General features: G+C 45.2%; 14 protein-coding genes and 1 pseudogene. 12 read left to right on the top strand and 3 right to left on the bottom strand.

What is annotated here, in order from left to right; translation table 11 throughout:
* Nucleotides 1-10: 10 nt before the first annotated feature.
* The 8 genes from DSL64_RS26870 to DSL64_RS29625 all read left to right on the top strand — a co-directional run bounded on the left by DSL64_RS26870 (nt 11) and on the right by DSL64_RS29625 (nt 13,011).
* Nucleotides 11-1,948: a phage tail-like protein gene (locus DSL64_RS26870; RefSeq protein WP_115834056.1), complete on the top strand. Its 1,938-nt coding sequence runs from the start codon at nt 11-13 to the stop codon at nt 1,946-1,948.
* A gap of 37 nt (nt 1,949-1,985) precedes the next feature.
* A complete protein-coding gene (locus DSL64_RS26865) occupies nt 1,986-3,590 on the top strand; it encodes a T9SS type A sorting domain-containing protein (RefSeq protein WP_115834055.1) in 1,605 nt (534 codons plus the stop codon).
* 120 nt (nt 3,591-3,710) lie between these two features.
* On the top strand, nt 3,711-5,630 hold the full coding sequence (locus DSL64_RS26860) for a phage tail-like protein (RefSeq protein WP_115834054.1): 1,920 nt from the start codon (nt 3,711-3,713) through the stop codon (nt 5,628-5,630).
* A 34-nt stretch (nt 5,631-5,664) separates the two neighbouring features.
* The gene (locus DSL64_RS26855) at nt 5,665-7,299 is read left to right on the top strand and encodes a T9SS type A sorting domain-containing protein (RefSeq protein ID WP_115834053.1); all 1,635 of its coding nucleotides are present in this window, start codon (nt 5,665-5,667) and stop codon (nt 7,297-7,299) included.
* Nucleotides 7,300-7,407: 108 nt separating this feature from the next.
* Nucleotides 7,408-9,906 (top strand): zinc-dependent metalloprotease, encoded by a 2,499-nt coding sequence (locus tag DSL64_RS26850; protein ID WP_115834052.1) that lies wholly within the window; start codon nt 7,408-7,410, stop codon nt 9,904-9,906.
* 100 nt (nt 9,907-10,006) lie between these two features.
* Nucleotides 10,007-10,432, top strand: a complete 426-nt coding sequence (locus DSL64_RS26845; RefSeq protein ID WP_147300428.1) for a hypothetical protein — start codon at nt 10,007-10,009, stop codon at nt 10,430-10,432.
* Between the two features lie 79 nt (nt 10,433-10,511).
* Nucleotides 10,512-12,806 (top strand): M12 family metallo-peptidase, encoded by a 2,295-nt coding sequence (locus DSL64_RS26840; RefSeq protein WP_115834050.1) that lies wholly within the window; start codon nt 10,512-10,514, stop codon nt 12,804-12,806.
* Nucleotides 12,775-13,011 carry a T9SS type A sorting domain-containing protein gene (locus DSL64_RS29625; protein WP_115834049.1) on the top strand — a complete coding sequence of 79 codons (237 nt, stop codon included), beginning with the start codon at nt 12,775-12,777 and terminating at the stop codon, nt 13,009-13,011. Before DSL64_RS26840 ends, DSL64_RS29625 begins: the two co-directional genes overlap by 32 nt.
* Before the next feature lie 576 nt (nt 13,012-13,587).
* Here DSL64_RS29625 and DSL64_RS26830 read toward each other — a convergent pair.
* The 3 genes and pseudogenes from DSL64_RS26830 to DSL64_RS29620 form a co-directional block, all read right to left on the bottom strand.
* Nucleotides 13,588-13,830, bottom strand: coding sequence for a hypothetical protein (locus DSL64_RS26830; protein ID WP_115834048.1), 243 nt, complete (start codon nt 13,828-13,830; stop codon nt 13,588-13,590).
* Nucleotides 13,831-14,157: 327 nt separating this feature from the next.
* Nucleotides 14,158-15,066 carry an Rpn family recombination-promoting nuclease/putative transposase gene (locus DSL64_RS26825; protein WP_115834047.1) on the bottom strand — a complete coding sequence of 303 codons (909 nt, stop codon included), beginning with the start codon at nt 15,064-15,066 and terminating at the stop codon, nt 14,158-14,160.
* Between the two features lie 212 nt (nt 15,067-15,278).
* A pseudogene (locus DSL64_RS29620) lies at nt 15,279-15,590 on the bottom strand (DUF1016 N-terminal domain-containing protein); the annotation flags it as partial.
* 504 nt (nt 15,591-16,094) lie between these two features.
* Between DSL64_RS29620 and DSL64_RS26815 the strand changes: the two are divergent.
* The 4 genes from DSL64_RS26815 to DSL64_RS26800 all read left to right on the top strand — a co-directional run bounded on the left by DSL64_RS26815 (nt 16,095) and on the right by DSL64_RS26800 (nt 19,994).
* Nucleotides 16,095-16,835, top strand: a complete 741-nt coding sequence (locus tag DSL64_RS26815; protein ID WP_147300427.1) for a hypothetical protein — start codon at nt 16,095-16,097, stop codon at nt 16,833-16,835.
* Nucleotides 16,836-16,934: 99 nt separating this feature from the next.
* On the top strand, nt 16,935-17,204 hold the full coding sequence (locus DSL64_RS26810) for a DUF4134 domain-containing protein (RefSeq protein WP_374755848.1): 270 nt from the start codon (nt 16,935-16,937) through the stop codon (nt 17,202-17,204).
* Nucleotides 17,205-17,272: 68 nt separating this feature from the next.
* Nucleotides 17,273-17,587 (top strand): DUF4133 domain-containing protein, encoded by a 315-nt coding sequence (locus DSL64_RS26805; RefSeq protein ID WP_115834043.1) that lies wholly within the window; start codon nt 17,273-17,275, stop codon nt 17,585-17,587.
* Nucleotides 17,588-17,630: 43 nt separating this feature from the next.
* Nucleotides 17,631-19,994, top strand: a complete 2,364-nt coding sequence (locus DSL64_RS26800; protein ID WP_115834042.1) for a TraG family conjugative transposon ATPase — start codon at nt 17,631-17,633, stop codon at nt 19,992-19,994.
* Nucleotides 19,995-20,059: the final 65 nt, after the last annotated feature.

The following is a 20,059-nucleotide window of genomic DNA, read 5'->3' as shown; positions in this document are numbered from 1 at the left end:
ACAAGTCCAAATGAAAACAAGTATCCAAATTACGCTTGCAGCAATGCTTCTGGCTGGCTCTGTAGCTGCACAAGACAAAATTAAGGACGGAACCATCCCATCGGGCAACGCGCCTGCGGCGGGTGCCCTACTTGACCTTGAAAGTAATAACCGCGCACTGCTTTTGCCACGTGTATCGCTCTCTGCCACTACCACCTGGGGGCTTAATGGCACAGCCTCCCCCACTGGCGGCTATACCGTCTATAATACAAACGCATCTATAACCGCAACGACGGCCTATCCTATCATCACAGGCGGAATAGGTGTATATTATTGGGATGGCGCCGGCTGGGTAGCAACGAAAAATCAATCTTCGTCTGGCTCCTACGTGGAACCCTGGTACAACCAGGCCAACAATCAGGCTGCGACGACCAACACCCAAAACATTTACCAGATGGCCAACGTAGCCGTGGGCAAGGATGCCAGCTACGGAAATGCAACACTGGATGCTGAAGGTGCGATACGCGCAGGAAGAGAACAAAAAGGTAACGTTGGGAGAAATTCCATAGGTGTTGGTTTTAATGTTACAGCATCTGCAGAGAACTCTGCTGCCTTCGGTGATAGTACCGTTGCTAGTGGACTGCGAAGCGTTGCTTTTGGTAACCGCAATACCGCTTCTGGAATAAATGCTTTCACAGCAGGTGGTAAAAATGTGGCCTCGGGAATTAACTCAAGTGCATTCGGATCCGAGACTTCCGCAACGGGTGACAGAAGCACTGCATTTGGAAATGCTACCCAGGCAAAAGGCGATAACTCGCTGGCCATGGGTTATCAGACCGAAGCAAGAGGAACCCGTGGGATAGCCATAGGTTATGGATCAATCACCGGGCTTAATGCAACAGATGCTCAAGCGTTTGGAGCAGGTACTAAGGCAACTGGCGATAATTCCACAGCTTTTGGAAAGCAATCGACCGCTTCCGGAGATAATGCTACTGCTTTCGGATTTTCAACTACAGCGAGTAATTTCAGATCAACTGCTTTCGGTAATGAGACGACAGCGAGTGGGCCTTCCTCGACGGCATTTGGCTGGTTAACTGAAGCACGTGATATGTCTGCTACCGCTTTTGGATGGAAGAACGTAGCCAGGGCAGAAAAAAGTACAGCATTTGGTGGCGAAACGTTGGCGAGTGGAATTACCTCTACTGCGTTTGGAGGAAATACAACCGCAAGTGGACTAAGAGCAACTGCTTTTGGGTATAATACTACCGCCAGCGGAGAAAGCTCTACCGCCTTTGGAGGAGGAAGCCTCGCGAGTGGTAATTGGGGTACCGCTTTTGGCTACGAATCAAAAGCCTTCGGGGTGACTGCAACTGCATTCGGTAGCGGATCTATTGCAAGGGGAAATCGTTCACTGGCTTTCGGTAACGAAGCACTAACCGGAACAGACGCAAACGATGCAATCTCTATGGGGAACTCAACCAATGCTTATCACCCATTTTCATTAGTGATGGGCTCAAATGTTTCCAGTACAGAAAATTATCAGTTTAGAGCACGGTTTTCCGGAGGATATCAGTTTCTTACCAGTCTTAGCTCTGCGGCTACAGCTGTCGGCGTAAAACTTGGTACAGGTGACAACGCATGGTCAACCCTTTCGAGTAAAACTGTGAAGGAGAATTTCCTTCCTGTAGATCAGAAGGAAATTCTCAAGAAAGTGGAAGGACTGCAACTCACCTCTTGGAACTACATTGGTCAGGACAAGGCCAAGCATCGTCACTACGGGCCTATGGCTGAGGATTTCTATGAGGCCTTTGGTAAAGATGAGCTCGGTACCATCGGTGTAGACGACAGCATCAACCAGGCCGATTTCGATGGCATTAATTTGATCGCGATCCAGGCGCTGGCAAAAGAAAATGCCGAATTGAAAGCGAGAATTGAAAAGCTGGAAAATCTTATCCAGAGTAGGAAATAACACATTGGCTTACCAAACTTAAATTCAAGCTTTTCATATGTATAGAATCATCAAATCAACACTCCGTTTATGGATACTGATGCTTCTGAGTGCAACTTCGTTGGCGCAGTCGCCGGGGAGTAGTAATACAGAAAACAGCACTCGGTACATTGGAGGTACACGGACATCGCTTGCAGAGACGCTCTACATCGGCCCTGATGCAGATATTACCGTAGACGGAATCTGGCATGTCTATAGCAAATACGTCTGGATCAGTCCGGCTGCCAAAATCGGCGGCACAGGGCAGATCATCTTCCATAACCCCGAAGACGAAGGTGGCACCAGTGGCCCTACTGTGATCGACGGTAACAACAATCTGTTTGTCGATGTCAATATCGTACATGACAACGCATCGGGCATGGAAATCAAGAATGTGGCACTGCCGTCAAGTCTTGCCTCAGCGGGCTGGTCGGACAATACTGCGGTGAGCACGTTTAAGATCGGCAAGGACTTCAATCTTAACCGGGATGGTGCCGATGTATGGCTGGATGCGACTGCGGGAGTGACGGGTGACTTTGTCTTTGACAGCGACGCCACGATTAGCAATTACAGACCCTTCAGGATGGTGATTACCAACAACAGCATCCAAAGCCATATGGTGAAACAAAATGCGTCTTCGGGCTTTGTCTTCCCTATCGGAATATCGGACGGCAATTATACCCCTGCTCAGGTGACTGGCAGCGGGAATTACCACGCCAGTGTGCAGGATTATAGTGCCAGCACCTCCAATGAAGGTTTGCTTCATGGTGGGATCGACCGTAGCTGGCACCTGTACGCAGATGAGCCTGAGAATGCAACAGTTGCTTTTCAGCACTATACAGCCAATGATACATCGCCTTTCAGCTCATCCAATCCCCATTTCGTAACGCAGTACCAGGGAGCCGCATGGTCAGGCGGAACAGAGAAGGCAGGACTTGCTGCTTCGCTGACAACAAATACAGCTGCATCCCCCGTTCCGGGCTCTTCGTTACAAGACCTTTCCGGCGTAGCTATCCCGGGTTCTGATGCTTCAGCCAGCTCGTATTTCACAAAAACAAACCAGAGTTCGCTGCCCGTTACACTGGCTGTTTTTAAAGTAAGCAAAGAAGCACAAGCTGCTCTTCTGGCTTGGAGTACAACGGAAGAAACCAATGCAGACCGTTTCGGTATCGAGCGTAGCACGGATGCGAAAAGCTGGCAGCTTCTTGGCCAGCAGCTCGCGGTGAACCGTGGAAAAGAAACAAATGCCTACTCGTTCGTAGACACTTCTCCTATGGCAGGCGTCAACTATTACCGGCTGAAAATGATCGATCGTGACGGCACGTATAGCTATAGCCGTGTGCAGAGCGCCTCTTTCATCGTGTCGGGGTTACAGCTCGTAGTTTACCCCAACCCCGTCTCGGAAAGGTTTTTTCTTAAGGATGCCAGCGGCAGGACTTTGGCAGCTGATAATGTGGCGAGGCTATCGGTAGCCAATGCACAGGGAGTTATTGTGATCAACTCGACTGGCCCTGTTTCATCCGACGGACTTGATGTGAGACAACTGCCGACAGGAATGTACGTGGTTGCCATCTCGCTGACTGACGGAACACTAAGCACACACAAAGTGATCGTTAACAGATAAGATAAAAAGCCCTGTCTGCAGGATTGCAGCGGGGCTTTATTATTTTAGAAAATACCCCTCCTGCTGTTGTTCTACTATCAACTGAACTAATAAAAATTATCCATACTCAAATTAAATGCTATGAAAAAAAGTGTCCTTACATTGCTAGGAGCATCTTTGCTGAGCACAGCACTTTACGCTCAAACTAAAATTAAAGACGGCTCTGTCGTCGGCTCAAGCCCGGCCCCCTCGCCCAATGCCATTCTCGAATTAGAAAGTAACTCTCGAGGGTTGCTTCTGCCACGGATGAGCACTTCCCAGATGAATGCCATTTCATCCCCGACCGAAGGGCTTGTCGTTTACAACATTACAGAAGGTTGCGTGTTTACCTACAATAATGCACAGTGGAACAGTTTGTGCTCAACAACCGATTTTTGCGGTGTTGTATTGGTTGGTGATGGTGATGATGACACAGATGCATTTGATAATCCCAATAATTCTGGCGGAATATTTTCACCAAATGACCCAAGAAACACATGCGCACTGTATGTAACCGAGAATGGGCAGACCTGGACATGGAATGGTAGTTCCTATGTGACTAAGCCAGTCAAAGTAGAGCCCTGGTGGAACAAAGCGACGGGGACAGAATCCGAGTCGGTGACAGATCACATCTATCATTTGGGAAGTGTCAACATCGGCAACGGTAGCGCTACTGGTCGTTTTAGTCTTACCGTCGGCAATGGTAATGTCACCAATGCACAGAATTCTTTCGTATCCGGTTATAAAAACCAGTTGACCTCCGGTGCATACCGTTCCGGTGTGTGGGGTGGAGAAAATACAGTAAGATCTGCAACGACCGGTGTGTGGGGAAGGTCCAATAACACTTATGAGAATGCCCACAGGAGTGCCGTTTGGGGTTATGAAAACAGTTTATGGGGGACCCAGTCAGCAATTTGGGGTAATGGCAACAGAATATTTTCTGACGCATCAAACTCAGCAGCTTGGGGGTATCAGAACACCGTTACCAATGCGGCAGGATCATCAGCAGCATGGGGAAGCACAAACACAATAGCAAGTGAGCACGGAGGGATATGGGGCTATCTCAATACGGTAAATGGTAATCGGTCCGCGGGATGGGGAAATGAAAACACAATACAATCAGATGCGACAAACTCGGCGGTTTGGGGTTTTAAAAACACAGTCTACAACGCTTCCGGATCCGCTGCAGCCTGGGGAACAGGTAATTCTCTGAGTAGTCAGTACGGCGCGGTTTGGGGTAACGGAAATACGATCAACGGTAATAGTTCAGGCGGATGGGGAAACTCAAATAGCATTAATTCTTCCGCAGTTAACTCCGCTGTTTGGGGATTCGAGAATACAATTGGACAGCACGGACTTCGGTCAGCTGCATTTGGGAATGGAAATACTGTCAATGGTAATAATAGCCTCGCTTTTGGTAGTGGCAACAATGTTTTCGCCGAGCACCACAACTCGTTGGCCATGGGTAGTGGGTGTAATACGACCTCGTCCAACCAACTTGCGGGGAGATTTTCTGGTGGGGTGAGGTTTTTGACAGTTACATCCGGTAACGCAAGCCCGGGTACCGGTGCACAGTTGTCTAATGGCGCTACATCGTGGTCTGCGACCTCGGACAGACGAGCCAAATCGAATATACTTCCGATACCGTATGGTCTAAAATCGGTAATGGCACTTAAACCATCTGTCTACAACTACAAAGGCAATAGCTATACATCGCTGGGATTAATTGCCCAAGATGTACTTGAAGTGGTGCCGGAAGTGGTGGACAAAACGGAGTATGACAAGAATAGCAATGAGTATATGGGGATCAGATATACAGAGCTCGTACCGGTGTTAGTCAAGGCGATTCAGGAGCAACAGGCAATCATAGAACAGCAAACCAAAGAAATAGGAGCATTAAAAGACGAAGTGAAGAACTGGTCGGAGGCAACATCCTCAATTCAGGATTTAATCAGGCAAGTCGAGCAGCTGCGCGAACGGCAGGGCTTATCGCAAAGGATAAGCGGAAACATTTCCAAATAGCGGTCCTAATTTTCTCACATTATTACACCCGAAGATGAAAACCATAAAGTGGATTGGGAGATACGTATGTTTGCTGCATTATGTTTTTGGTTTGACAACGTTATGTACCGTAAAAAGCCTCGCTCAGGCGCCCGGTTCGGAATCGGTCTATGGTGGCCTTATGACCTTGAATGTACAAGCCGGCGGAACACATGCAGACGTTAGCGAAACAATTTACATTGGCCCGGGAACCTATCAGATCAACGGAACTTGGGAAATTTACAGTAAAAATGTCATCATTGACCCTGCCGCAGTCATCAGCGGCATAGGAATGATCAGATTCTATAACCCGTCCGCTGCCGGAGGGACATCAAGCCCGACTTATGTGGATGGCAATGGAAGCATGAATGCTATAGATGTAAATATCAGGCACCATAACGGATTGGGCATGGTGCTCGCAGAGCTAAGTGTACCGCAAGATATTATCAACTGGCTAGGTTTTACACCTGTAACAGACAACAGCAGCATATACATCGGGCGGGACTTGCAGCTAGCAGTGGACAATGCTAATATTACGCTTGGAAGGAATGTGGAAGGAAACCTGATTTTCGACAGCGATGCCACTCTTAGCGGCTTTCGTCCCGAACGCATGGTAATTACCAACAATAATATCCTGAGCCACATGGTCAAACAGGATGCGTCGGCTGGCTTTGTTTTCCCTATCGGTATAGTGGCCGGGAGTTATACACCGGCGAAGGTAACTGGCAGCGGAACCTATCACGCCAGTGTGCAGGACTATGGTGCCAGTAGCTCCAATGAAGGTTTGCTTCATGGTGGGATCGACCGTAGCTGGCATCTGTACGCGGATGAGCCTGCGAATGCGGCAGTTGCTTTTCAGCACTACACAGCTAATGATACATCGCCTTTCAGTTCATCCTCCCCCCATTTCGTAACACAGTATCAGGGCGCCGCATGGTCAGGCGGAACCGAAAAGGCAGGACTTGCTGCTTCGCTGACAACAAATACAGCTGCATCCCCTGTTCCCGGCTCTTCGTTACAGGACCTTTCCGATGTATCTATCCCTGGTTCTAATGCTGCATCCAGCTCGTATTTCACAAAAACGAACCAGCGTTCGCTACCTGTTATACTTGCTGTTTTCAAAATAGTCAAAGAAGCGACAACGGCTCTGCTAACATGGAACACAACTGAAGAAACCAATACAGACCGCTTCGAGGTTGAGCATAGCACGGATGCGAAAAGCTGGCAGCTTCTTGGCCAGCAGCTCGCGGTGAACCGTGGAGAAGAAACGAATGCCTACTCGTTCGTAGATGCTTCTCCTGTGGCAGGTATCAACTATTACCGGCTGAAAATGGTCGATCGTGATGGCACGTATAGCTATAGCCGTGTGCTGAGCGTCTCTTTCAATCTGTCAGGGTTACAGCTCGTGGTTTACCCCAATCCGGTTTCCGAACGGTTGTATTTTAAAGATGCTAATGGAAAGGGTGTCGCAACTGAGCAGATAGAACAACTTTCAGTAATCGATAGGTATGGACGCCTGATAATGCACACATATGGCCCAACTATATCCGATGGCCTAAACGTAGAACAATGGCCAGCGGGAACGTACCTTGTTACAGTTACCCTTGCAAATGGAACACTAAGTACACACAAAGTGGTCGTTAAAATGTAGTATCCTAGTTACGAGTGTTCCTAAGTCCCCGTTTTAATCAGAACGGGGATCTTTATTAAGATCTTCCAAAATTTTGCCAACTGTAAGCACCTTTTAATATTTACTTTTATGAAGCAACCTTTACACACGCTTTTAATATTTCTTATGACTGTAGTCAACTCTCAGGCGCAGTTACAGCTAAAAATTGTAGGGAAGACCGATGTTTCAGGCATTGACCTTCATTTCAAATTCAGAAGTTATCAACTCAGCCGGGCGGATACAAACCGATCCTTTCTGCGACAGATAAAAGCCAACAGCTCCAGAATAGAGGTAACCTTGCCTGGCAGCCAGCCGAAGGTATTTACGTTATCAGAAGTGACACTGTTTGCTGATGACTATGTAGAGACTGTTGCAGGAGCCGACCGAATCACTAAAACAAGCAGGTCATCCGTGAAGACGTTCGTTGGGCAGGAGGTGAACGGTACAGCAACTATTACAGCAACTATTGACGACGACTTTTTCGACGCATCTGTGCACAATGGGGAGCAATCCTGGTATATCGAACAAGCCAGAAATTTCACTCAATGCAGTAACGATCTGCTGGTAACTTACAATGCGGCAGACGTATTGACAAATAAAGTGTTTAAATGCAGTGCTGAAGCAGTAGAAGAACGAGCACAAGAGTTACAACCAAATCAGTCCGATACACAAGTAAGAACCATGGTTGGAAGCTGTATGCTTGTACGGCTGGCTATAGCAGCGGACGCATCGATGTTTCAGCGATACGGAAGTGCATCAGCGGTACGAAATCGTATACTCTCCACAATGAATGAGGTAGCGGCCATTTACAGACAGACATTTGTCAATAACATCGAATTCAACATTGTTGCTATATACATAAGTCAAACATATGACCAGGACCCTCTTCTTCCAAACACGACAGCAGGGACTGGAGTACTTACGGGATTCAGGCGTTGGGCCTATACAAACAGTGGGTTTAATATGCTGCATAATATGGGACAATTGTGGACAACCAGAGATATGGGTGCGGTAGCGTGGGGAGATATGAGTTCGGCCAGCTCGGGTATATGTAACAGACCCAATGCCTATCATGTACTCACAGATGATTTTGGAAAAGACGTCAAAAAACGAATCAGCCATGAGATGGGACATAACTTTGGTGCCAGCCACGACGTAGGAACTGACTATGCGGGGTATATCATGACGGGCGGCTATAGCCCGGGAATTAAATGGTCAGAAGTATCAAGGCAAGCTATCAACGATAATTTAGTTTCCGCAGCGACAGCCTGCCTTGCCAATTGCCCGCAACCGGTAACGCCCGCATTTGATTTGAAATCGGCTGGTGCCTGCGTGGGTAACGCCGTTCAGTTTCAGGATAAGTCAATCAACGGAAGTTCGAATAGCTTATGGGAGATGGATGGCGGTAATCCTTCAACGGCTATTGGTATGAATCCAATAATCCGTTACGATGCAGCCGGATTATATGATGTGAAGCTGACCAGCTCCGGAAATAATCTCATTAAGAATGATTATGTTCTTGTAGGCGAGCGTCCTAAGCTGACATTGCAGAATTGCTCATTGCCTACGGGAAGTGCGGCAGGAGGTGGGATCAGGATGGTAGGATTGAACGGGACATATATATTCCCAACAGCTGAAGATTCGATTCCTAAATATGTGAACAGATCGTGTAGATATATCATCGGGCTGCAAGCAGGGACAAGCTACGATTTTTTGGTCAAGATAGGATCCAGAGCAACGGATACCACCAGCCAGGTTCGCGAGCACGTGAAGGTTTACATTGACTACAACAATGATGGATTGTTCAATGAATCAAATGAACTTATTATAAAATCACCCAATTTGCAGTCGACAAATATTTTGATCAATGAGAACAATTCCAAACCCTGGCTCAACTTCACTACTCCGACAACGGTGGTCAAAAACACATTTTTACGCATGCGTGTGATCAGCGACAATGTCGTTCCCGTAAATAGTTGTCATAGCCCGCAAACGGGCCAGGTCAAAGATTTTTCAGTAGTGTTCAGAACACTAGACGCACTTGCTGTAAAATTGGTTTATTTTAAGGTAATTCGTCAGGAAAATGCAGCTCATCTGGAATGGGAAACGGCCAGTGAAGTAAATTCAAACCGCTTCGAGGTAGAATATAGTGCAGACTTGCGAGACTGGAAAAACGCGGGGATGATCCGAGCTCAAAGCACAAGTAATAAGCCTGTTAGATATCAGCTAATTGATACCACCAGACACGCCGGTATGATTTATTATCGGCTCCGAATGATAGACGAGGATGGATCGTTTGCATTCAGTAGCATACAAAGTATTCGTTTTGACAGAAAAGGCATGATTGTTTTCCCTAATCCTGCCCAAGATTACATATTCATCAGTGATGTAAATGGTGTGACTATACCCTCTTCTGAAATACGGGAAGTTTCTATTACAAACCTGGCTGGAATTACTGTCCATACACAAAAATTTCCTCTTTCTTCAAAAGGCATCGCCGTGGGTAATTTAACAAAAGGAATTTACTTTGTTAAACTGTCGGCAACTAATGGGACACAGAGCACTCACAAGTTAATTATCTCCAAGTAGTTTTTAAAGTCCTGTTATGCTCATCTCAAAGCCACGCTTTGGCAAATACTTACTGTCAAAGTTCACCTCAAATACAATTCCGTTCATTTTAATAGATATCATGAAATTTTACATTATAGCTGTGCTTTTCTATCTGACTTCTTTCAATTGCAATGCCCAGAATCTGGTAGAGACTGTGCCACTTCTCTTAGGTAAGCCGACTACAGTGCAGATATCAGGTCAAAATATCCGATTTTCTATTTCCCTTCAGAACTATAAATCAAGAGCTGTCGTAAAGATAGCACGTGCCGATACTGCCTCAGATTTGTCCTGGCAAGCTGTGCGTCTATTATTGCCGAACATAGAGGGTTATGACTACGATATTTGGTCATTTCCGTTGGCGAAAAAAGGAAACCCTCCGAAAATGGAATATGTGGTCCAACTTTCGGATATCCGTCTATCAAATGGGGCGTATGCATTTGCTGTGCCCTTAATGCAGCGCTTATCGAGTTATTACGAGCCTAAGATCATTTCAATTCAAAACTGAGCAGCGAAGTGATATTAACGCGATCCCTTACCATTCTTCAAAAGTGAAATGCTCGCCATATTCAAAAATACCCATTGTAATGAAACAGGTTCTTATACTGATGGTTTGCTGGTTAACAAGTAACCTATCGTTGGCGCAAACAAGAATTACAGACGTTGAAAAGTCTGAGATCGAAAACATCGATCTTCATTTCAAATTCAAAAACTATCAATTGAGCCGGATTGGGGCTGGTCAATCCTTTTCGCACCTTCTGGAAGATGAGCATCCCAGATTACAACTAGTTCTTCCGGGTGGAATTCCGGCAGTATTTATCTTGACGGAAACAACTCTGCTTACTGACGATTACTCAGAGACGGTGGCGAGTACTAATGCAATATCTAAGTCGGGCAAGCCTACAGTAAAGACCTTTACCGGACAGCAAACAGGTGGCGTATCGCGCATTACGGTTACTGCCGACAGCAACTTCTTTTCTGCAGCACTACACCATGATCAGCAGATCTGGTATGTAGAGCAAGCGGGCAATTTTATAAAAGTAGATCCGGGTTTACTGGTAATTTACAACGCTACGGATGTGCTCGAAAATGAATCCTTTAAATGTGGTTCAGAATATGTGCAGGACCGTGCACAAGAATTGATTACATCAAGTTCGGATTCGAGAACCATGGCAGGTAGTTGCCTGAGTATCCGGCTCGCGATTGCTGCTGATGCAGGGATGTATGCCCAGCACGGTAGTGTAGCACAGGTGCGCAATTACGTTGTTTCGATAATGAATAATGTAGCAACTCTGTTCAGGCATGAATTTGTGAACAATATTGAATATAATATTGTAGCCATCTATATCAGCCAGACGCCCTCAACTGACCCGCTTTATCCTAATACAGTTTCCTCAGGGTCATCGCCGCTCTCACAGTTTCGCCAATGGGCCTACGGTCAGAATGGCTTTGGTATGGCACACAGCATCGGGCAATTTTGGACTACGCGCGACATCGGTGCCGACGGTTGGGGCGAGTTAGGCGTAGCAACCAATGGGATTTGTAACAAGCCAAATGTTTATCACGTATTGAGAGACAGACAAGAATATACCGACGCCACTATTATTAAAAAACTGGCTCACGAGCTCGGGCATAATTTTGGTGCAAAGCATGACGACGATGAGCCTGTCAAAGGTTATATTATGACGTCAGGTTTGAGCCTCGCAAATACCTGGTCAACAAGCTCGAAAGAGTCGATTAATAACTATCTTTCCGCCACATCACTTACGTGCATCGCCAGCTGTTCACCGGCGATTACTCCGGCATTTGAGATCAAGTCGGCCGGTTCCTGTGTGGGATATACAGTCTCGTTTCAAGACCGTTCGATTAACGGAACTTCGGACCGACAGTGGGAATTTGAAGCAGGAAGCCCTGCCAGTTCGTCACTGGCGTTGGTCAATGTCCGCTACAACGTAGCAGGGGTGTACGATGTAAAGTTGACTAGCTCGGGTAATAGCCTGTCGCAGAGCGATCATGTTATGGTAGGTATCCAGGCTAAGCTGACACAGCAGAACTGCTCGACACCCACTGGTGATTCAGGAGGGGGAGGCGTCAAGATGGTTGGTTTAAACGGGATGTATATTTTTACAACGCAAGAAGATTCTATACCTAAATATGTTAACCGGAGTTGTCGTTACATTGTCGGCCTGCAAGCTGGGACCAGTTATGATTTTGCCTTTAGGGTTGGATCCAGAGTAACTGGAACGTCCAGTCAGCTTCGTGAGCATGTGAAAGTTTATATTGACTACAACAATGATGGATTGTTCAATGAAGCAGATGAGCTGGTAGTCAAATCTCCAGGCCTGCAAGTAACAGGTCTTCTTATTAATCAGCAGAATTCCAATTCCTGGCTCAACTTTACGACACCTTCCATGGTAATAAAAAATACCTTTTTGCGGATGCGTGTGATCAGTGATCATGTCGTTCCGGCCAGCAGTTGCCATATTCCGCAAACAGGTCAGGTGAAAGATTTCGCGGTGGTGTTTAAAACACAGGATGCGCTTCCTGTAAAACTGATCTATTTCAAGGCACATCGTCAGGAAGATATCACCAGGCTGGAATGGGAAACTGCCACTGAGGCAAATTCAGCCCTTTTCGAGGTTGAATATAGCAGGGACTTACAAAGTTGGATAACCGCAGGAACCATACGTGCGCAAGGATCGAGTAAAGAACCCACTCGATATCAGTTTATTGATTCCGCCAAGCATTCAGGTATAACTTACTATCGGCTTAGAATGATAGATCACGATGGATCGTTAGCATACAGTTTTATTCAAAGTGTAGCTTTTGATGGAAAAGTTTTAATGATTCATCCTAATCCGGCTGAAGACCGTATCAATTAGCGATATTGATGGGAGACCTATTCCTGTTTCGAAAATCCAGGAAGTCACTGTTTTAAATTTAGCAGGAATAGCTGTCTATACACAAAAATTGCCTATTTCTTCAAATGTCGTTGCTGTAAGGAATTTAGCAAGAGGGATTTATTTTGTTAGAGTTAAGTTAACTACCGGAATACAAAGTACCCACACCTTGATTCTCACCCAGTAGTTGTCGAAAGTCTACTATCGCCGATTACACAAGACCCTTTCGGCAAACTTTTCAATCAGCAAGTCTAGAATTCTTTCATCTTAAAAATATTATCAAAATGCACAATCTGGTATTGCTTCATTGGCTAAATATTTCCATTTTAATACCGAGAATCAAATCAAAGGAGTTCTGCGAAATCGCGCCCAATAGACCTTGCTAAGATCTGGACTTTATCACCTGTCTAGCCAAGATAGCCTGTGGCCAGACCAATTGAATACGCCGCGCTAGGGAATTCACATGATAGTCTAATACGCACTTTAATGCTCCCCTTTTATAGCATTTCCACTTTCTTAATCCAGATACTTACATTCTATATAATCTAAGGTAGTATTGCAACGAGAGTACAATGCATGGCTACTGAATTGAAGGCTGTACGGAATGTCTTGATCAAGTATATAGGGGGTAATTACAACTTTCAGTGTGGGCCCTATACTGCATGCGAACTTATATGTGATATCGCCAATTCAAAGTCGTTGGCTTAACACGGACTAAATACACTGTCCGATCATTAGCTATAAGAATCCATAATTCAAATCGCTAATGGGCTTGAGACAATTGCCGGCGAATCTCAGCCACATAATCGGTTGTGACCTCAAAAGCTAAAGCAATCTGCTCATCAGTCAAAATGGTTTGTTTGATCAGATTTCTAACTATTTTTTCAGTGGCCCTTATTAAACCTGCTTTAAAACCTTCCCTAAAACCCCTTCTATAAGCTTCGCTAAAAGCATCTCTAGAACCTTCTTTGCAAGCTATTTCGACCAAAACCTCTGATGTGCTCATAACTTGTCTCTTTTATTGTTCTGGCAGCGAAGTTATCAGTTTTAGAATTTGCTGTTTGCTTAGCCCAACGTTTACTGGTATGTAAACAATTATGTTCATTGACAAGTCCTTCTACATCCTGCGCTGCCAAAACTGGTATCGCCGGGATAGACTCGCTACGGGATCCTTAGGGGATAATGCATTTTCCGCCATCTGCGATGCTGAAAGAAATCTATTATGTAAAGCCTGGATCTGTTCCTCAGGAATTTCACCTATATTAAAAAAGATGCTTAACAATTTCTAAGCAAACTGCCAGACCAGTGCCTGTCAAAATACATAGTTCAAACACTACTTCGGTTGGGACAATTGCCGGCGAATGTCAGCCACATAATCGGTTGTGACCTCAAGAGCTGAAGCAATCTGCTGATCAGTCAGCAAGGATAGTTTGATCAGGTTTTCAGCTGCGGTTCTTGACTTCCCTAGTTCACCTTCTTTGCGACCTTTTTCAACAAAAATATCTAAAGTGCTCATAACTGTCTCTTTTATTTGGTTCGGTAGCGAAGTGACCAACTCTATAATCTGATATTCGCTTAGCTCACTATTTACGAATATATAAACAATCAAACTTGTTTGCAAGTTCTTCTCTGTCTCCACTGCCAGCTCGAATATTGTCGGGATCCATTCACTCAATCGTTCCTTGAGCACACTATATTTCATTGCCAGTAGCGATGCTGCAAGAAATTTATTTTGTAAAGTCTGAATCTTCTCATCAGAAATTTCGCCCAGATTGTGAAAAATGTACTGGTAGTTCGGAATAAATTCTAGCAGTTCGGGCTCTAGACCATAAAACAGAGAGGACAAGGTTTTGTATTCCCACCGGTTTTTACCGTGGTAAAGTAGAATCGGAATGATCAATGACGGATTCTCACCATCAGAAATTTGTTTTAACAGCCCTGAAAAAATATAGCTGCCGATTTGAATTGGGGTATATTTATCGACATAACTTTTGTGTTCAATCAAAAGGGAGATTTTCACTTCCCCTGCTCCATCTGCTCTTTGGCAAGCATAGACGATATCTGAGATGGATGTCTGCAGCTCTTTTGAAACATATGTGTCAGGAAGCTGCCTTAAAGTCGACAGATTTAGCTTTTCAAAAATCGCTGCTGGCAAACATGAGCGGAAATAATCCAGCGCAATCTGCTGGTTGCCCATAATGGCCCGAAAAAAAGTATCATGCTTTGATCTATATTCACTCATGCGGCAAAGATATACGTTTTGCCTGTTACCGTAATGTGATGAATGGCCGTTTGTTCAAATCTCTTATTTATACATTCATGCCTGAGATAGTCGTAAAGAGTTGCTTTACTACCTATCTAATATCATCATAAAAATTCTTCGAAGATATATTTTGAGAATGGATACTGCAGATTTGATTGTAAATTCATTCTTCTCGCTGCTATTGTTCACATTTAGTCGTATTGCCTCTTTAACTCTCTGATGCTCCAATTGTTTTCGATTGACTCGATTTCATAAAACCTTCTTTGTTCAATGTTCTTTATGGAAATCAGATTTAAATAGTGCGACCAGCTCAATCTAAAAACTGGTGTTTTTCTGATCGAATCCAGGCTATCTTCAATATCCAATTCCGCAGACAGTGTCTGCGGAATTGGATATTGAAGATAAAACGTGCTCGTTTGTTCCAAATTCCTTCGTGAAAATCCTTTGCCAAATTCAGACTGCAAAGATTCAGAAAGTGTTTGTATTAGCGCTTTCCCATAATCGGCACGGGCGTTACCTTACCGGCCCACATCCACTATACGTTCCGCATCAGCCAGTACGCAGTTACCATTGTAACGTTTATACTCTGATAAGCTCGCTTCACGTATAATATTCTGGACATCAACTACTACTTGCATTGTTTAATTTCTAAGATGTGGGCCAATTGAGCAAATGCGAATACAATGTATTCGAAATCCTGCTGGCAAATTAGTTCACCAGTTGTAAGGCAAGGTAAAACAATTCAACAAGCTAAGTTAAGAATTTACCCTGTACGTAGACTCCCCATGGTGAGTAACTAAAGTGAAGCAGAAGCCTGATATCGCATTTTACGTGCTTGTTCGAGATGATATATTACAGTCCTATCAATACCAGATATTTTCAAGAGACTAGAAGACGGATTTATTTTTATATATCCTAATTTATTGATAATAAATAACATACATTTTATTTATTCTTTGTATAGGTTAAAAGCAGGCCCCACCATCTACAATCAGGACTAAAGACCTGTGTATAGGGACACCAGCTACTTTCTACAGCTTTTCAGAATCAGGGTCCTTTTTGGGTACAGAAAAAGTTGGACTTTCCTGCTACCCTACCCTCTGGTTTACTTTGCTGCATCAAAACAAAATAATATTGATTCTGAAACGAATCAAATATCAATCTGTATCACTATTATCCCCGCAAACCTGATGTTTACACTATCCGATCCCTGGTCGCTCTACGCAGCTTTGAGCGCTGTTTGTCTTCTGATTTACTACTCTGTAGTAGGCTTTATCTTCTACCGTCATGATCTGACCCGCTGGATGAGAATATCACCGGAATCTGCACCAGAACGCGCCGTGCAAAAAAATGAACAGCATCCGGCTCATCTTCAGTCTTCACCTGACCCATCCATCCAACTGCTCCAAGCACCTGAGCAAGACAGTGAGCAGCCCGGCGAACAAGAAGATGAACATTTGATGCAGCTCACTGAAAAGATCAACGAAAAACTAAAAGTAGCAATCAAAGCCGCCAGTGAACGCGGCTATGAAAGAGAAGATCTGATTACAATTCTTCAAATGATTACGGTCGACTATCACCAGCTGCAAGCAACGCCATTGCAGCTTTCGGTGAATGCGGCCATAGACGCGCTGTGCGAAGAGTACGGCCTTTCACGACTCGATAGTAACGAAAGGGCAGACATCTGGCAGATAAACGATGGACAGCATCAGCAAAAGCTTCCATCAGACGATGAGTCGTACTCTTAAAAACCAGCCCTTATACAAGCCTTTAATTGTTCAACTTAAATCATAAACACGATGAGAAAAATAACAATCTTTAAACGCAAACATTTGTTGGTCAACGCAATGCTCTTAATGAGTACAGTGATTGCCAGAGCGCAGGACGGCGCTGCCGGGATCGCTGAAGCAGACACCAAAGTCAGATCTTACTTTGAACCAGGAACGAATCTGATGTATGCCATCGGAGCAGTTCTGGGACTGGTGGGGGCAGTAAAAGTGTTTCAGAAATGGAACGCCGGAGATCAGGATACAAGTAAAGTGGCTGCGGCCTGGTTTGGAAGCTGTATTTTTCTGGTTGTTGTCGCTACCGTGCTTCAATCCTTCTTCGGAGTTTAAACCTTAACGTATAGCACCCATAGTCAGCCGGCTACAGGCACATTCACCAGTCAAAATATCCGCTAGCGATGCGAAAAGATCAATTCAAAATCAATAAGGGTATTAACAGAAGTATAATCTTTAAAGGGCTCAGGGCTCAGTACATTGGTTATATGGGCATTGCCTTACTGGCAGACCTTTCCATTTATGCAGTATTGTACATCTTCAACGTCAATACCTACATAACACTGGTTATCACGCTTGCCGCAGGCGGACTAATGGCCGCTTTTGTCTATCACCTTAATGCGCGGTTTGGCGAGAAAGGGCTCATTAAACACCTGGCCAAAGGCAAGATACCTTCGCATATCAGATCCGTTTCAAGAAAAGTATTTCAGTCAAAATAATAGGATCACACTGATCATCAAAGCTATAAATCCATCCTATGCAATGCACAAATTAATGGACGAACTTATGCCGGTGCTCGACAGCTCGGATGGGTGTTTTTTGTCAAAACAAGGAGACATGACCATGGCCTTCAAAGTAGATCTGCCCGAAATATTCACTATGTCTGATCAGCAGTATGCAGCCTTTCACAGCACCTGGGTTAAAGCGCTCAGAATGCTGCCGGCCGGATCTGTAGTTCACAAGCAAGACTGGTTTATAAAAAGTAAATACAAGGCCGACTACGAAAAACGCGATGAGAGTTTTCTCTCCCATAGCAGCGAACGCTTCTTTCACGAGAGGCCTTTTCTGGAGCATAGCTGCTATGTTTTTCTGACCAAAAAGCCGGCAGGCAGAAAGCCGCCGAGTTCTCTGATTTCCAATCTTCTAAGACCAGGCCTTTTTACCAAGGAGCAGCTCTCAGAGCAAAGCCTGCAGGAATTCAAAGACAACGCCGGTCAGTTTGTAAGAATCATGCAGGATTCAGGCTTTGTTAAAATCATACCGCTCACAGAAAGTCAGATGCTAAGCACACAGCAGCAGGCAGGGCTTATAGAAAGTTACTGCTATCTGCATGCTGATCAAAAGCGTCCGATCGTCAAAGACATCAGTTTTCACAGTGGAATCAAAATCGGTGAGCAGATCTGTCAGATTTACGCTCTGGCCGATGCAGCAGATCTGCCTTCTTTATGCAGTGCTGCCAGTGATTACGAGAAGTATTGCAGTGATCTGACCGGGTTTTCAACCGGCTTTGCCAGTCCGCTCGGCCAATTGTTGCCCTGCAATCATATCTACAATCAGCTAGTGATCATCGAAGATACTGACGCGGTGCTTAGAAAACTTGAAAACAAACGGCTGAGACTGCAGTCGCTTTCACTTCACTCGCGCGAGAACAGTCTTGCCCTTGATGCAACCAACGAGTTTTTAAATGAGGCAATCAAAGACCAGCGCCTTCCGGTCAAGTCCCATTTCAATGTGATGGTCTGGACTGATGAGCCCTCTGAAATAAGAGAGATCAGAAACATGACCAGTTCAGCGCTGGCCCAGATTGACGCTACAGCCAGACTTGAAATCACGGCAGCCCCACAGCTTTTCTGGGCGTGTATGCCGGGCAATGCTGGTGATTTCCCGCTGAATGAAACTTTTGACTGCTTCGCCGAACAGGCTGCCTGTTTTTTTAATTTGGAATCCAGCTACCGGGACTCTATCAGCCCTGTCGGTGTCAGGCTCGGCGACAGGCTCACGGGAAGACCCATGCATGTAGATATCTCAGATGAGCCCATCCGGATGGGCATCTGCACAAACCGGAACAAATTTATACTCGGACCTTCAGGATCCGGAAAAAGCTTCTTTACCAATCATTTGGTCAGAAGTTACTTTGAAACCGGAGCGCATATCGTGCTCGTCGATGTCGGCCATAGCTACCAGGGCCTTTGTCAAATGGTTGACGGCTACTATTTTACCTATGAGGAGCAAAATCCGATCCGTTTTAATCCATTCTACATTCCGGATGACAGGGTGCTTGACACCGAAAAAAAGGAGAGTATTAAAACTCTTCTGGTTGCGCTATGGAAACAGGACAACGAAACATTCCGCCAAAGCGAGTATGTCGCACTTTCCAATGCGCTGAGCTCCTACTACATCTATCTGGCTAACAACCCGCGGGTGTTTGCGTGTTTTGACACTTTTTATGAATTTCTGCAAAATCAATTCGCCCAGATCATAGCAAGTGACCGGGTCAAAGAAAAGGACTTTGATCTTGACAGCTTTCTGTACGTTTTAAAGCCCTACTACAAAGGAGGCGAATTCGACTACCTTCTGAATGCACAACAGAACCTGGATCTTCTTTCTCAGCGCTTTATAGTCTTCGAGCTGGATAGTATCAAAGAGCACCGGATTTTGTTTCCGATCGTGACAATCATCATCATGGAGCTTTTCATCAGCAAAATGAGAAAGCTTGAGGGGATCAGAAAAATTCTGCTTGTGGAAGAAGCCTGGAAAGCGATTGCCAAACAGGGTATGGCCGAGTATCTGAAGTATATTTTTAAAACAGTTAGAAAATACTTCGGAGAAGCCATTGTGGTCACACAGGAGGTCGATGATATCATCTCCTCACCTATCGTCAAGGACGCAATTGTCAACAATTCGGACTGCAAAATTCTACTGGACCAATCCAAATATCAAAATAAATTCGATCAGATCCAGCAGCTTCTCGGGCTTACAGAAAGAGAAAAGGCGCTGGTGCTCTCAGTTAACAAGGCCAATGATCCACTGCGAAAATACAAGGAAGTTTTCATCAGCCTGGGCGGTGTTCTCTCTAAGGTCTACCGCACAGAGGTCTCCATGGAGGAATACTTAGTGCGCCCATAAGGGCATATAGTGAATGTGGTTTGGCAACCACTGGGCAAGTGTTTAGAACGCCCATCAACATCCGA

It is taken from the genome of Dyadobacter luteus (assembly GCF_003383615.1).
GTDB lineage: Bacteria > Bacteroidota > Bacteroidia > Cytophagales > Spirosomataceae > Dyadobacter > Dyadobacter luteus.
Note: the sequence above shows the minus strand (reverse complement) of the source record. Positions and strands in the feature narration are given on the sequence as shown.

What these genes read in the sequence shown, in the direction of transcription:
- DSL64_RS26830 (WP_115834048.1), bottom strand. Translation starts at nt 13,830, where the DNA reads ATGAGCACATCAGAGGTTTTGGTCGAAATAGCTTGCAAAGAAGGTTCT.
- DSL64_RS26840 (WP_115834050.1), top strand. Translation starts at nt 10,512, where the DNA reads ATGAAACAGGTTCTTATACTGATGGTTTGCTGGTTAACAAGTAACCTA.
- DSL64_RS26850 (WP_115834052.1), top strand. Translation starts at nt 7,408, where the DNA reads ATGAAGCAACCTTTACACACGCTTTTAATATTTCTTATGACTGTAGTC.
- DSL64_RS26810 (WP_374755848.1), top strand. Translation starts at nt 16,935, where the DNA reads ATGCTCTTAATGAGTACAGTGATTGCCAGAGCGCAGGACGGCGCTGCC.
- DSL64_RS26870 (WP_115834056.1), top strand. Translation starts at nt 11, where the DNA reads ATGAAAACAAGTATCCAAATTACGCTTGCAGCAATGCTTCTGGCTGGC.
- DSL64_RS26805 (WP_115834043.1), top strand. Translation starts at nt 17,273, where the DNA reads ATGCGAAAAGATCAATTCAAAATCAATAAGGGTATTAACAGAAGTATA.
- DSL64_RS26860 (WP_115834054.1), top strand. Translation starts at nt 3,711, where the DNA reads ATGAAAAAAAGTGTCCTTACATTGCTAGGAGCATCTTTGCTGAGCACA.
- DSL64_RS26865 (WP_115834055.1), top strand. Translation starts at nt 1,986, where the DNA reads ATGTATAGAATCATCAAATCAACACTCCGTTTATGGATACTGATGCTT.
- DSL64_RS26800 (WP_115834042.1), top strand. Translation starts at nt 17,631, where the DNA reads ATGCACAAATTAATGGACGAACTTATGCCGGTGCTCGACAGCTCGGAT.
- DSL64_RS26845 (WP_147300428.1), top strand. Translation starts at nt 10,007, where the DNA reads ATGAAATTTTACATTATAGCTGTGCTTTTCTATCTGACTTCTTTCAAT.
- DSL64_RS26825 (WP_115834047.1), bottom strand. Translation starts at nt 15,066, where the DNA reads ATGAGTGAATATAGATCAAAGCATGATACTTTTTTTCGGGCCATTATG.
- DSL64_RS26855 (WP_115834053.1), top strand. Translation starts at nt 5,665, where the DNA reads ATGAAAACCATAAAGTGGATTGGGAGATACGTATGTTTGCTGCATTAT.